The following is a 12,177-nucleotide window of genomic DNA, read 5'->3' as shown; positions in this document are numbered from 1 at the left end:
CTTTCTGTCGCATCGGCCTCGCGGCCGATGCCCTTTCCTTTCAACAATACCGATTCCAAGGGCCGGCCGGTCGCAATGAGATGCGTCGGCCTGATAGCCATGCTGGCGCTGCTCGTCGGCTGCAGCTCCGGCGACGAGGGCGCTCCGGCCGATATTCGCGCCACTGTCATCTCCACCTTGAGGCCGGGTTCGCAGGAAACGCAGTTCGGGGCGCTGGAATTCGTCGGCGGTCTTGAACTCAGTTCGGACAATGCGCTCCTCGGTGCCATCTCAGCCATCCGCTTTCGTCCCGATCAACGTCATTTCATCTCGGTACTGGATACCGGCCACTGGCTGACCGGCGCCATCGAGCGCGACGACAAGGGCCGACTGAAGGGTATCACCGAGGCGCGCATCATGCCGATGATCGACCGCTATGGGGACACCGACGCCGGCAAGGGGGCGATGGATGCCGAGGGGCTGGCCTTGCGCGGCGACCATGTCCTCGTGAGCTACGAGCAGCATCATCGCGTCGATACCTATCCCGACCCGGGTTTCGAGACCTCGCCGCCGGACGACACCATCCCCATCCTCATTCCGAGGCGCCAGCTGCGCGCCAATCGCAGCCTCGAAGCCCTGATGATCGCGCCACAGTCGAGCCCGCTTGCCGGAGCAGCCGTCATCGTTGCGGAGGATAGCCTGGATGATCAGGGCAACATGCTTGCGGCCATCCTTGACGGACCGCTGCAGGGCCGCTTCACCGTGCGGCATTACGATAGCTTCGATGTCAGCGACGGCGTGTTTCTGCCCGACGGGGATTTGCTGCTGCTGGAGCGGCGCTTCGGACTGGCCCATGGTCTCGGCATGCGCATCCGCCGTATTGCCGGCGCGGATATCAGGCCGGATGCGGTCGTGGACGGCAAGGTGATTTTCGAGGCCAATTCCAGAGAACAGATCGACAATATGGAAGGGATCGACGTGTTCCGCGCGGCCGATGGCACCCTGCACCTTATTCTGGTTTCGGACGACAATCACTCGATCCTGCAGCGCAGCCTGATGCTGGAATTCCGCCTGAGCGACGAAAGCGTCGTCAGCCAGAACTAGAAGCGGTTCGGACGTGAATTATCGCCCGTTCACGCGGTCGGGGCTTGCGGCATCGGCTTCAGCATGTTCATCAGCGCTCCATAGGGCAGCAGCATGACGAGGCCAACAGTTACCTTGACCGAGAAATCGCCGATCGCCCAGGAAATCCAGCGCGGCGCCGAGGTGGAGAACGCGCCGAGGATCGGCGCCCATTCGATCGCGAAGGGATCGTTCGGTCCGAAGAAGACGAAGAAGGGCGCGAAGGCAAAGGAGAAGAATATCAGCGTGTCCAGCATCGAGCCGATCAGCGAGCCGAACAGGGGCGCGCGCCACCAGGCCATGCGGCGCAGGCGATTGAAGACCGAGATGTCGAGAAGCTGGCCGGCGAGATAGGCTGAGCCTGAGGCGATCGCGATGCGGGGCTGTGCGGTGAAGAACGACAGGGCGACGCCGACGACGAAACCGGCGAACACTACCTTGCGTGCGGCCTTCGGGCCGAACTGGCGGTTGGTCAGATCGGTGATGAGAAAGGCGACGGGATAGGTGAAGGCGCCCCAGGTGAGGATATCCGCAAGGTTGATGCCGGCAAGCTGAGCCTGCAGCGGATACTGCACAAGGATATTGGAGGCGACGACGACCAGCGTCATCAGCAGAACGTAGATAAGGGTATGACGTGCCGTCAGCATTTTTTTATCCTGGGAGATGCCACCAGTTGAAGAAAACCGGACATGGAAAAAGGCTTGTCCGGATGTGATCCGTGCAAGCCTTTTAGCCCGTATGAAATCTCGAAGCGCTAGAGCTTAGGCAGCGACTGCGGCTTCAGCGGTCTTCTTGATGATCTGGCGACGCAGCAGGCGGGCGCGCATGCTGAGTTCATTTTCGTTTGCCTTCAGAAGGAAAGCATCAAGGCCGCCACGGTGCTCGACCGAGCGAAGCCCTGCAGCGGAAACGCGCAGACGGTAACGCTGGCCAAGAACGTCAGAAATCAGTGTGACCTGGCAAAGGTTCGGCAGGAACCGACGCTTGGTCTTGTTGTTGGCGTGGCTGACATTGTTGCCCACGAGGACGGCCTTGCCGGTCAATTCGCACATGCGGGACATGAAACACCTACTTTTGTTTTTCTTGGCCATCGGATAGTCGTTCCGGGCAAAACCCGACGCGCAATCCAACAGGCCATAATTGGAAAGTTGCGTTTCTATAGTCAGAGCGACCGGCCGCGTCAAGCCAAACCTTGTGTTTTCCCGCAATTCCGTCAAAAAGCTGCTGTTCTCTTGCGGTCGCACCAAGCAGGTAAAGTATCTATATATCCTGCTTGATCCTCGTTGAAGGCCCTGATCATGGTTCAAATTCTGAAGTGCCTTATTATTTCGGCCGTCGTCGCGTCGATGCCATCCCTGGCGTCGGCCGATATGCTACGGCATGAAACACAGTATCGCGTTTCACTCGCCGGCCTGCCGATTGCCAGGGCGGATTTCAAGACCGAAGTTACAGGCAACCAATTCACGATCCGCGGCGATATCACATCCGCGGGCCTCGCGGATCTCGTTACCTCGATCGATGCGAAGACTGATGTAGCCGGCGTCGTCAGCGATAATAAATTGCAGGCCACGCATTACTCGCTCTTCTACAAAAACGGCAAAAAAGAACGCACCTATGATGTCGCCTACACCAACGGCAATGTGACATCGAATACGATCGTGCCGGAGCCGAAGCGGTCGGACAGCTGGATCCCGCTGAGTGTGAGCGATCTGAAGTCGGTGCTCGATCCCATTTCCGGCATGATCTTTCCGATCACGCCCAGCCTCAATCTCTGCAACCAGACCCTGGCCGTCTTCGATGGTGAGATGCGCATGGATCTGAAATTGTCGCCGAAGGGATCGCACCCGTTCTCGACCGACGGATTCAAGGGCAAGACCATCGCCTGCGGTGTCCGCTTCACGCCGAAGAGCGGCTACAAGAGCACCCGCAAAGACTATCTCTATCTTGCCAAGAGCGACAATATGGAGATCTGGTTTGCCAAGGCCGATACCATGAATGTATATGCTCCGGTCTACGTCCGCATCCCGACGCAATACGGGACGGTGACGATAACCGCCGTGAAATACGGTAGCTGAGGTCGTCAAACGCTTCACAGAATCGCTTGACCGCCTCAGCCGTTATTTCTACGCAATTCCGGACGGAAAACCGCTGCGCACTTTTCCTGGTATTGCTCTAGCGGGCCTGGGGACGTCGGTGGCACCAGGCTGGGGGCAGAGTTGAAATTTCGTGCGACATTGACAGGTTTCTCGGCCATCGTGATGTGGTCGTTTCTGGCGCTGCTGACGGTGGCATCTGGCAAGATGCAGCCGTTTCAGCTGCTTGCCATCTGCTTCGCCATCGGCAGCACTCCCGGCATCGTCGTCTTGGCGCTGAGGCCCGAGCGCCTGCAGCTGCTGCGTCAGCCGGCCAAAGTCTGGATAACAGGCATCGTAGGGCTGTTCGGCTATCACTTCCTCTATTTCACTGCGCTGCGTCATGCGCCAGCGGTGGAAGCGGGCCTCATTGCCTATCTCTGGCCGCTGCTGATCGTCGTCGGTTCGGCGCTGCTGCCAGGTGAGCGGCTGCGCTGGTATCACATCCTCGGCGCGCTGATGGGGTTGGCGGGTACGGTTCTGATCGTCGGCCGCAACGGCTTTCATTTCGAAGGCGCCTATGCAATCGGTTACGGCGCGGCTTTGCTCTGTGCCTTCACATGGTCCGGCTATTCCCTGATCACCCGCCGTTTCGAGGCGGTGTCGACCGATGTCGTCACCATATTCTGCCTCGTGACATCAATTCTCTCGTTCCTCTGCCACCTCGGCCTGGAAGAGACGCTCTGGCCCGAGAGCCCGACGCAATGGATCGCCGTGCTCGGCCTCGGCCTCTTTCCGGTCGGTGCGGCATTCTATGCCTGGGATTTCGGCATCAAGAACGGTGACATCCAGATTCTCGGCGCGGCAAGCTATGCCGCGCCATTGCTGTCGACGCTGATCCTCACCCTTTTCGGCTTCGCGGAACCGAGCTGGGGCATCGCATTTGCCTGCCTGCTCGTGACCGGCGGGGCTGTGCTCGCGGCGCACCGCATGATCCTGCGCCGAGACAATGCCGGTTCGGCGCAGGCGGAAGCAGCGGAGTAATTTTCGCCGCAACCGGTGTCGGCTATTTCTTGAAGACCTTCTCCAGGAACGCGGCGAGCGACGGACGCCAGACGTCCATCTCATGCTGGAGATCCGGATACTCATGGTATTCGTGGGCGATCTTCTTTTCCTCGAGCGTCGCCTTGAGGCCGGCGACATCCTTGCCGACGACCTGATCCTTGCTTCCAACCGTTACTGTGAAATTGCGCAGCGCCTTGTTGATCTTGGCCGGTTCGTTCAGCGCGGCATCGACGGCCTTGTTCGGCACGGTCGTCGTGCTGACGCCGCTGAAGGTCGCGACCCAGCCGAAAGTGCCGAGATGCGACAGGCCGGAGACGAGCGCCTGGTATCCGCCCTGCGACAGACCCACCACGGCGCGGCCGTCCGCATCGCTGCGCACCCGGTAGTGATTTTTCATGTAGGGAATGAGATCTTCGACAAGCTCCCGATCGGCCGCTTCAGCGTTGGCGGGATAGAAATCCTTACGACGGTCGGCTCCGGGGAAATTCTCGGCAATCGCTTCGGGCACGTCGGTTTCCGTGTCAGGAATGACCACGATCATCGGCTCGATTTTCTTTTCGGCAAGAAGGTTATCGAGGATCTGCGGAGCGCGGCCTTGCGCCACCCAGGATCCCACCGTGTCGCCGAAGCCGTGATAGAGATAGAGCACCGGCAGCGGTTTCGATGAATCGGTGTAGCCGGGCGGCGTATAGACATACATCTGCCGCTCCGACTTGAGTGCCTTGGAATGCAGGGTCACCAGCCGCAGGTCGCCATGCGGCACATTGCGGGTATCGAGAATGCTGCCGGGCACCAGAATGAGGCTGGTATTGACCTGCCGCTGCGGCTTGGGTGCATTGGTGCCCGTGTCGATGCTGCGGAAGCCGTCGATATTGAAATAATACTCATAGAGATCGGGTTTCAGTACCTCGGTCTTCACGCTCCAAGTGCCATCGTCGCCCCGTTGCATGGCCATCGGATCGTACGATCCAAGGACGACGGAGACCGCTTTTGCCGCCGGCGCATAGAGGCGGAAGGTGATTGATCCATCCTTTTCGACCGAGGTGACGAAGTTTTTCAGCGGGCGATCGGCCGGCGGTGAGGCGGGCGCGTCAAGGGCAAGGGCGGGAACGCTCATGACGCAACCCGCCACGATGAATAAAGGGAACAACAAACGCACGAAAAAGCCTCCTCCAGATGAAACAATATTCTCTCTCCCCGTGTAAAGCTGACGCAGCGTGACGCTTTTTCAAGACGGTCGGCATCGCACCGGCGCTTTGGGCCTGCGCGATGCCAACGAATGGTAAAGGGTTTTCAGGCGGAGGCGGGCTTCCAGTCGGGCGCAGCCATCTCGAAGCTCGAAAATTCGAAACCAGGAGCAACCGTGCAACCTACGAGCGTGAATTCGCCCAGGCTTTCGGCAGATTGCCACCAGTTGGCGGGAATGATCGCCTGCGGACGCTCGCCTCTTGCCAGATCGGTGCCGAGCACCAGCGTTTCGCTCGCCTCGCCATCGGCGGATCGATGCAAAGCGAGCGGCGCACCGGCATAATAGTGCCAGACCTCGGCGGCATCGCGGACCCGGTGCCAATGCGAGCGGTCGCCCGCCTCCAGCAGATAGTAGATTGCGGTGGAGTGGCCGCGCACGCCGCCTTGTTCGTCACGGAAGGTCTGCACGTACCAACCGCCCTCCGGATGCCGCTGCATGGAAAGCGTTTCGATGATCGCTGTCACCTGCATCAAAAATTGTCCTTGCGCTTGCGGATCTCCGCGAAAACCTCTTCGTTGCTGCGGCTTTCCATCAGCAGGTGACGGCGGATCGAGGGATCGGCGGCGCGCAGGAAGGGGTTGGTTTCCTTCTCCAGAGCTAAAGTTGTCGGAATGGTGAACTTGCCCGCAGCTCTCAGCGCTTCAATATCGGCAGCCCGCGCCTTCAGCCGCTCGTTGTCGGGATCGATGGTGAGCGCGAAGCGGGCGTTGGAAAGCGTATATTCGTGGCCGAAATAGATTGCGGTCTCATCCGGCAATACGGCAAGCTTTTGCAGCGAGGCCCACATGTCGGCCGCTATGCGCTCGAACAGCCGACCGCAGCCGAGCGCAAACAGCGTGTCGGCGGCAAAAAGCAGCTTGTCGTCCACGAAGTGATAGCAGACATGGCCGGCCGTGTGGCCCGGTGTCTCGATGACGTTGACCGTGTGACCGGCGAATTCGAACGTATCGCCATCGCCCACGGCCCGGTCGAGGCCGGGAATGGCGACGGCCTCGTTGATCGGGCCGATGATCTCGCAGCCGAATTGCTCCTTCAGCGCCAGATTGCCCTCGACGTGATCGGTATGATGATGGGTTGTCAGGATGTGGCTGATCGTCCAGCCGCGACGATCTGCCGCCTTCAGAATGGGATCCGCCTCCGGGGCGTCGATCGATGCCGTCAATCCGGTTTCAGGGTCATGGACCAACACGCCAAAATTGTCGGACCGGCAGATAAATACCTCTAATTCCAATGGTTTCATGATCGAAATCGTCCTCGTCTTTTCCGTTGAGACAGAATGTAAGCTGTTCGGCCTTGAAGTCCAACGCTCGGCTGATAACATTTGTTTCGATGCACGCCGATATTGTCGATCTCCGTCAGTTCTATCATTCCGAGCTCGGACGCTTGGCGGAGCAGTCGATTGCCATGGCGCTTTCCTCCATCTGGGCGCGCATGCCGGAGGAGCGCCTCGTCGGCCTGGGCTATGCCGTTCCCTATCTTGATCGCTTCCGCACCGATACCGAGCGCACCTTCGCCTTCATGCCGGCGGGGCAGGGCGCGGTGAACTGGCCGATGGGCTCCGCATCGTCGACGGCATTGATCTTCGATGAAGAGCTGCCGCTGCCTGACAGTTCGATCGATCGCGTGCTGATGGTGCATTCGCTTGAATTCGCCGAGAGCCCGCGCGAGACGCTGAAGGAACTGTGGCGGGTATTGGCGCCCGGTGGACGGCTTGTGATCGCCGTGCCGAACCGCCGGGGCGTCTGGGCGCGCATGGAGCACACGCCGTTTGGTTCCGGCCGGCCCTATTCGCGCGGCCAGCTCACCTCGCTGCTGCGGGAAACCAACTTTACGCCGGGAGCGACGGCCGAAGCGCTGCTCTTCCCGCCCTCCAAGCTGCGCACGGTGCTGCGGCTGCGCCGCGCGTTCGAAAGGGTAGGGCGCACGCTGTGGCCCGCTTTCTCCGGCGTCATCATCGTCGAGGCGCAGAAGCGGCTTTATCAGGGCCTGCCTGTCGCCGTCCGCGCCTCGCGCCGCGTCTTCGTGCCCGTTCTTGCGCCGCGCGGCATACCGACGACGCGCGACGGCGCCTGACAGGACCGCCGGCGGCGCAAACACTCGACAAATTTGTCAATCCGCATTAATGCGACGGGGTGTCTAAAGCCGGACGTTTCCGGCCCTTCCCAAGGTCGAACCCATGAGCATGGAAATGAGCAAGCCTGTCCCGCGTTCCGGCATTCTCGATATCGCCGCCTATGTGCCGGGCAAGGAGCATGCACCGGGCGTTGCGCGCGTGTTCAAGCTTTCCTCGAACGAGACGCCGCTCGGCGCCAGCCCGAAGGCCATCGAGGCCTTCCGCGGCGCGGCCGAGCATCTGGAGCGCTATCCGGACGGGCAGGCCAAGGAATTGCGTCAGGCAATCGCCGATGTGCATGGGCTGAACGTCGCCAATATTCTCTGCGGCAACGGTTCCGACGAGCTGCTCAGCCTGCTCTGCCATACCTATCTCGGTACCGGCGACGAAGGCATCATCACCGAGCATGGTTTCCTAGTCTACAAGATCCAGATCATGGCTGCCGGCGCGACGCCGGTTACGGTCAGGGAAAAGGATTGCACCGTCGATGTCGACGCCATTCTCGCCGCCGTCACCGAGAAGACAAAGATGGTCTTCATCGCCAATCCCGGCAATCCCACCGGTACCTATGTTGCGGTCAGCGAAATTCGCCGCCTGCATGCGCGTCTGCCGAAGCATGTGATCCTCGTGCTGGATGCTGCCTACGCCGAATATGTTCGCCGCAACGATTACGAGGCCGGTCTCGAGCTCGTCTCGGCCAACCAGAATGTCGTGATGACTCGAACGTTCTCGAAGATCTATGGTCTGGCGGCGCTTCGCATCGGCTGGATGTACGCGCCGGTCGATATCGTCGATGCGGTCAACCGTGTGCGCAGCCCGTTCAACATGAACAGCGGTGCCATCGCCGCAGGCGCTGCGGCCATTCGCGATCAGGCCTTCACCGAGAAGGCAGTCGCGTACAACACGCTCTGGATCGAGAAGATGACGGCTGCGCTCGAGGCCATCGGCCTCAAGGTGACGCCGTCGGTCGCGAATTTCATTCTCGTTCATTTCCCCGACAGCGAGGGCAAGCGCGCCGCCGAGGCCGATGATTTCCTCACCAGCCGCGGCTATATCGTCCGGGCCGTGCGCGCCTATGGCTTCCCGAATTCGCTGCGCATGAGCATCGGCACCGAAGAGGCCAATCTCGGCCTCATCGACACGCTGACCGAATTCATGGGGCGCAAGGCATGAGCGGCGTTCAGTTCGACCGTATCGCCCTGATCGGCATCGGCCTAATCGGCTCTTCCATCGCCCATGACATCAAGCGGCTGGGCCTTGCCAAGGAAATTGTGATCTCGACGCGCAGCGCCGAGACGCTGAAGCGCGCCGAGGAGCTGAAACTCGGCGGTCGCTACACGCCGTCCTCGGCCGAGGCGGTCAAGGACGCCGATCTCGTCATCGTCTCCGTGCCTGTGGGAGCCTCGGAAAGCGTCGCCAAGGAAATCTCGGCGCATCTGAAGCCGGGCGCCATCGTCACCGACGTCGGTTCGACCAAGGCTTCCGTCATCGCGCAGATGCAGCCGCACATGCCCGCCAACGTGCATTTCATTCCCGGCCATCCGTTGGCGGGGACAGAGAAGTCCGGGCCGGATGCGGGCTTTGCCGGGCTATTCGAAGGGCGCTGGTGCATCTTCACGCCGATCCCGGGCACCGACGAGGCAGCCATCTGGAAACTCCGGCATTTCTGGGAGACGCTCGGTTCGCGCGTCGACGAAATGGATCCTGAGCATCACGACAAGGTGCTGGCGATCGTCTCGCACCTGCCGCATCTCATCGCCTACAACATCGTCGGCACCGCCGACGATCTGGAGACGGTGACCGAATCGGAAGTCATCAAATATTCCGCTTCCGGCTTCCGCGACTTTACCCGCCTTGCCGCGTCTGATCCTACCATGTGGCGCGATGTCTGCCTGCACAATCGCGATGCGATCCTGGAGATGCTGTCGCGCTTCTCGGAAGATCTCGCCTCCCTGCAGCGGGCGATCCGCTGGGGCGAGGGAGACAAGATCTTCGAACTTTTCACCCGCACCCGCGCCATCCGCCGCTCGATCGTCGAGGCGGGCCAGGACGTCGACGCACCGGATTTCGGGCGTCATGCTCTGGATGCGAAGAAGTAGCGGCTTTTCCTTCTCCCCTTGGGGAGAAGGTGTTGATCCTCAGATCGGCGGGATCTTCCCGAGCGGGATGAAGCCGCTGAGCGCGAGGCGGCCGCGATCGGCCGTCAGGTCGACGGAAACCTTGTCGGCGCCGTTTGCAAGCGCCTTCAGCAGCTTAGTGGCGGTCTTGATGACATTCTTGGCTGCCGGCAGCGTTGCCGTCAGACTATCGCCCCATGGCCCGATCTGATTGATCTCCAGCTTGAACTGGCCGGATAGAAGTCCCTGATCGTCGAAATTGAAAGGGCCTGACAGCGTCATGACGCGGCCGTCGCCAATATCGATGACGGCCTGATGCAGCACGCCTGCGGCACCACGAAGGCCTTCCCGGTCGGTGCCATCGAGCAGGCCGGCCTTGCCGGTCAGCGTCACATTGGCGCTTGTCGAGGCGGTCGGCAGCGTCTGCGGGAAATCCTTGATGACGGCATTGGCATTCTCGATGCCGATCGCGAAATCCAGGTCGCTGCCGTTCTGGCTGGCGTGCATCTCGGTGCGGGCGGCGGTCACATCGGCGCTCTGGCCGGTGGCGGAGGAGACGATGGCTGCCTTCAGACCTTCGATAACTGTCTGGCTCTGCGCGACGCCACGCCCCTTGGCAACGAGGTTCGATTGCAGGTCCGTCCATTCGGCCGATACCGCCAGCCCTTCGGCGGTGCGCAACTCGGCCGGTGATTTCAGGTTCCAGCTGACATGGTTCGGCTGATAGACCGGCGCCGAGGCATTGAGGGTTTGGAAATTGGCCGAGACACCTCGGGTCTGATTGTCGACGGTCACCGTGTCGCAGGTCAATCCCATGGAGAAGGGGAAGCCGCTGAAGGCCATGTTTGTGCATTTGCCGGCAATGCCGGCGCTGTTCTGCTGGCCGAGCGCCTTCAGCACATTGGTTTTGACAATATTGGTCGCGTAATACCACCCGCCGGTATAGAGCCCGGCCAGGACCACCAACAGTCCTATCAGGATGAGCGATAGACGTTTACCTCGACCGGTCGCTACGCTCTGGCTTGACGCTGCCATGTTGTTCTCCAATGGTTGGACTGAAGTTTCACACTGATTTGGCGTTGGATATGGACGAATTTTGGGTGTTTGGCTACGGATCGCTCATGTGGAATCCGGGCTTCGACTATGAGGAAAAGGCGGAGGCCATTATTTTCGGCTACCGCCGCTCGCTTTGCGTTCATTCCTGGGTCCATCGCGGCACAGAGGCCAGTCCCGGCCTGGTCCTCGGTCTCGATCGTGGCGGCTCCTGCCGCGGCATGGCGTTTCGCGTCTCGACGGCTGCGTGGGACGAGGTATTGGCCTATCTGCGCGAGCGTGAACTGGTCACCAATGTCTATCTGGAAAGGATAGCGCCGATCCGGCTCGCCGATGGCCGGCGCGTGATCTCTGTCGCCTATGTCGTCGACCGCGATCACAGGCAATATGCCGGCGCGCTGGACGCCATAGAGGCCGCTCATATCGTCGAATCCGCCAGCGGCCAGTCCGGCCCGAACGATGCCTATGTCTTCAACACGCTGACGCATTTGCGCGAGATGGGGATTCGCGATCAGTGGCTCGAGCATGTCGCCGGTGAAATCGAGCGTATGCGGGAAGCGTCCTGACAGGCCGTTCTTCAACGTGATGCGGCCGCCTTCGGTTCAAACCGCCGCAGTGGTCACTTTTGCCTTGCCGATTTCCGCCAGACGCTGTGCTGCGGTCGGCTGGACGGGGAGATGCGGATTGTTGGCGATCGTTTCGACCAGCAGTTCGTCGCTCGCCTTTTCCGTCTCCTCCATCAGCCGCGCAAAGAAGGCGTCGGGATCCATGCCGGGCTGGATCGGCGGCAGGATGCGCACCTTGAGGTGGCCTGGATATTTGCGGAAGGTGCGGCGCGGCCAGAACAGGCCGGGATGCATGGCGACGGCGACGACTGGGATTCCGAGATCGCGATACATGCGGGCGATGCCGTATTTATAGACCGGTTCGGCGCCCGGCGGGCGGCGGGTGCCCTCGGGGTAGATGATAAGCTGGCGGCCGGTGGCGAGTTCTTCACGCGTGCGCTTCAATACGTCGAACATCACCTTGCCGCGGGCGCCTCGGTCCACCGGGATCATGCGCTGCTTCCCCGCATACCAGCCGAACAACGGAATCCACATCAGCTCGCGCTTCAGGATATAGACCGGATCGTCGAGATAGGGCAGCAGCGCGAACGTGTCCCAGAAGGACTGATGCTTGGGCGCGAAGATGTAGCTGCCCTTGGGGATATTCTCGAGGCCCTCGATCTCGAAGGTGGTGCCAACGATCTTTTCCATCAGCCAGGTGCTGGATTTCGCCCATGCCTTGGGGATTGCATATGCGGCCTTGCGCGGCATCAGAAAATAGATCGGTGACAGCACGATCATGCGAATGATCAGATTGGCATAGAAGACTGTGTTAAACAGGATCGAACGCAAGATAATCATC

General features: G+C 60.7%; 14 protein-coding genes. 7 read left to right on the top strand and 7 right to left on the bottom strand.

Translation table 11 applies throughout. The features are described 5' to 3' along the window. Window positions 1-27: 27 nt before the first annotated feature. Window positions 28-1,083 (top strand): esterase-like activity of phytase family protein, encoded by a 1,056-nt coding sequence (locus tag FHT28_RS24205; protein WP_210255849.1) that lies wholly within the window; start codon window positions 28-30, stop codon window positions 1,081-1,083. A gap of 29 nt (window positions 1,084-1,112) precedes the next feature. On the opposite strand, the gene FHT28_RS24200 is transcribed toward FHT28_RS24205, so the two are convergent. Both FHT28_RS24200 and rpmB read right to left on the bottom strand, forming a co-directional pair. Beyond that, a complete protein-coding gene (locus FHT28_RS24200; protein WP_037196717.1) occupies window positions 1,113-1,748 on the bottom strand; it encodes a queuosine precursor transporter in 636 nt (211 codons plus the stop codon). A 114-nt stretch (window positions 1,749-1,862) separates the two neighbouring features. Further along, window positions 1,863-2,162: a 50S ribosomal protein L28 gene (rpmB, locus tag FHT28_RS24195; protein WP_037196918.1), complete on the bottom strand. Its 300-nt coding sequence runs from the start codon at window positions 2,160-2,162 to the stop codon at window positions 1,863-1,865. A 237-nt stretch (window positions 2,163-2,399) separates the two neighbouring features. On the opposite strand from rpmB, the gene FHT28_RS24190 reads away from it, so the two are divergent. Both FHT28_RS24190 and FHT28_RS24185 read left to right on the top strand, forming a co-directional pair. Further along, window positions 2,400-3,176: a DUF3108 domain-containing protein gene (locus FHT28_RS24190; protein ID WP_047554345.1), complete on the top strand. Its 777-nt coding sequence runs from the start codon at window positions 2,400-2,402 to the stop codon at window positions 3,174-3,176. Window positions 3,177-3,317: 141 nt separating this feature from the next. Further along, a complete protein-coding gene (locus FHT28_RS24185; protein WP_047553504.1) occupies window positions 3,318-4,217 on the top strand; it encodes an EamA family transporter in 900 nt (299 codons plus the stop codon). 22 nt (window positions 4,218-4,239) lie between these two features. Here the strand turns inward: FHT28_RS24185 and FHT28_RS24180 are convergent, their stop codons facing one another. The 3 genes from FHT28_RS24180 to gloB all read right to left on the bottom strand — a co-directional run bounded on the left by FHT28_RS24180 (window position 4,240) and on the right by gloB (window position 6,727). Continuing rightward, a complete protein-coding gene (locus FHT28_RS24180) occupies window positions 4,240-5,355 on the bottom strand; it encodes an esterase (RefSeq protein ID WP_210255466.1) in 1,116 nt (371 codons plus the stop codon). Window positions 5,356-5,531: 176 nt separating this feature from the next. Continuing rightward, complete coding sequence (locus tag FHT28_RS24175; protein ID WP_168597559.1) at window positions 5,532-5,957, bottom strand: cupin domain-containing protein; 426 nt, start codon at window positions 5,955-5,957, stop codon at window positions 5,532-5,534. After that, the gene (gloB, locus tag FHT28_RS24170) at window positions 5,957-6,727 is read right to left on the bottom strand and encodes a hydroxyacylglutathione hydrolase (RefSeq protein WP_037196709.1); all 771 of its coding nucleotides are present in this window, start codon (window positions 6,725-6,727) and stop codon (window positions 5,957-5,959) included. Before gloB ends, FHT28_RS24175 begins: the two co-directional genes overlap by 1 nt. 53 nt (window positions 6,728-6,780) lie before the next feature. On the opposite strand from gloB, the gene FHT28_RS24165 reads away from it, so the two are divergent. From FHT28_RS24165 to FHT28_RS24155, 3 genes are all read left to right on the top strand, one after another. Then, complete coding sequence (locus FHT28_RS24165) at window positions 6,781-7,560, top strand: class I SAM-dependent methyltransferase (RefSeq protein WP_168597558.1); 780 nt, start codon at window positions 6,781-6,783, stop codon at window positions 7,558-7,560. Window positions 7,561-7,663: 103 nt separating this feature from the next. Continuing rightward, complete coding sequence (gene hisC / locus FHT28_RS24160; RefSeq protein ID WP_092573225.1) at window positions 7,664-8,773, top strand: histidinol-phosphate transaminase; 1,110 nt, start codon at window positions 7,664-7,666, stop codon at window positions 8,771-8,773. Then, window positions 8,770-9,699, top strand: coding sequence for a prephenate/arogenate dehydrogenase family protein (locus FHT28_RS24155; protein WP_168597557.1), 930 nt, complete (start codon window positions 8,770-8,772; stop codon window positions 9,697-9,699). Before hisC ends, FHT28_RS24155 begins: the two co-directional genes overlap by 4 nt. 39 nt (window positions 9,700-9,738) lie before the next feature. Here FHT28_RS24155 and FHT28_RS24150 read toward each other — a convergent pair whose 3' ends face one another. Further along, a complete protein-coding gene (locus tag FHT28_RS24150) occupies window positions 9,739-10,752 on the bottom strand; it encodes a DUF2125 domain-containing protein (protein WP_047637967.1) in 1,014 nt (337 codons plus the stop codon). Window positions 10,753-10,802: 50 nt separating this feature from the next. Here FHT28_RS24150 and FHT28_RS24145 point away from each other — a divergent pair, with 50 nt between their 5' ends. Next, on the top strand, window positions 10,803-11,336 hold the full coding sequence (locus FHT28_RS24145; RefSeq protein ID WP_168597556.1) for a gamma-glutamylcyclotransferase: 534 nt from the start codon (window positions 10,803-10,805) through the stop codon (window positions 11,334-11,336). Between the two features lie 36 nt (window positions 11,337-11,372). Here the strand turns inward: FHT28_RS24145 and FHT28_RS24140 are convergent, their stop codons facing one another. Next, window positions 11,373-12,176, bottom strand: coding sequence for a 1-acyl-sn-glycerol-3-phosphate acyltransferase (locus tag FHT28_RS24140; protein WP_168597555.1), 804 nt, complete (start codon window positions 12,174-12,176; stop codon window positions 11,373-11,375). Between the last annotated feature and the right edge of the window lies 1 nt (window position 12,177).

Origin of the sequence: Rhizobium sp. SG570 (assembly GCF_012275345.1) — a bacterium.
GTDB classification, from domain to species: domain Bacteria; phylum Pseudomonadota; class Alphaproteobacteria; order Rhizobiales; family Rhizobiaceae; genus Rhizobium; species Rhizobium lusitanum.
Note: the sequence above shows the minus strand (reverse complement) of the source record. Positions and strands in the feature narration are given on the sequence as shown.

Excerpts from the sequence above, each read along its gene's own strand:
- FHT28_RS24205 (WP_210255849.1), top strand. The coding sequence starts at position 28 with ATGCCCTTTCCTTTCAACAATACCGATTCCAAGGGCCGGCCGGTCGCA.
- FHT28_RS24200 (WP_037196717.1), bottom strand. The coding sequence starts at position 1,748 with ATGCTGACGGCACGTCATACCCTTATCTACGTTCTGCTGATGACGCTG.
- rpmB (WP_037196918.1), bottom strand. The coding sequence starts at position 2,162 with ATGTCCCGCATGTGCGAATTGACCGGCAAGGCCGTCCTCGTGGGCAAC.
- FHT28_RS24190 (WP_047554345.1), top strand. The coding sequence starts at position 2,400 with ATGGTTCAAATTCTGAAGTGCCTTATTATTTCGGCCGTCGTCGCGTCG.
- FHT28_RS24180 (WP_210255466.1), bottom strand. The coding sequence starts at position 5,355 with ATGAGCGTTCCCGCCCTTGCCCTTGACGCGCCCGCCTCACCGCCGGCC.
- FHT28_RS24175 (WP_168597559.1), bottom strand. The coding sequence starts at position 5,957 with ATGCAGGTGACAGCGATCATCGAAACGCTTTCCATGCAGCGGCATCCG.
- gloB (WP_037196709.1), bottom strand. The coding sequence starts at position 6,727 with ATGAAACCATTGGAATTAGAGGTATTTATCTGCCGGTCCGACAATTTT.
- hisC (WP_092573225.1), top strand. The coding sequence starts at position 7,664 with ATGAGCATGGAAATGAGCAAGCCTGTCCCGCGTTCCGGCATTCTCGAT.
- FHT28_RS24155 (WP_168597557.1), top strand. The coding sequence starts at position 8,770 with ATGAGCGGCGTTCAGTTCGACCGTATCGCCCTGATCGGCATCGGCCTA.
- FHT28_RS24150 (WP_047637967.1), bottom strand. The coding sequence starts at position 10,752 with ATGGCAGCGTCAAGCCAGAGCGTAGCGACCGGTCGAGGTAAACGTCTA.
- FHT28_RS24145 (WP_168597556.1), top strand. The coding sequence starts at position 10,803 with ATGGACGAATTTTGGGTGTTTGGCTACGGATCGCTCATGTGGAATCCG.
- FHT28_RS24140 (WP_168597555.1), bottom strand. The coding sequence starts at position 12,176 with ATGATTATCTTGCGTTCGATCCTGTTTAACACAGTCTTCTATGCCAAT.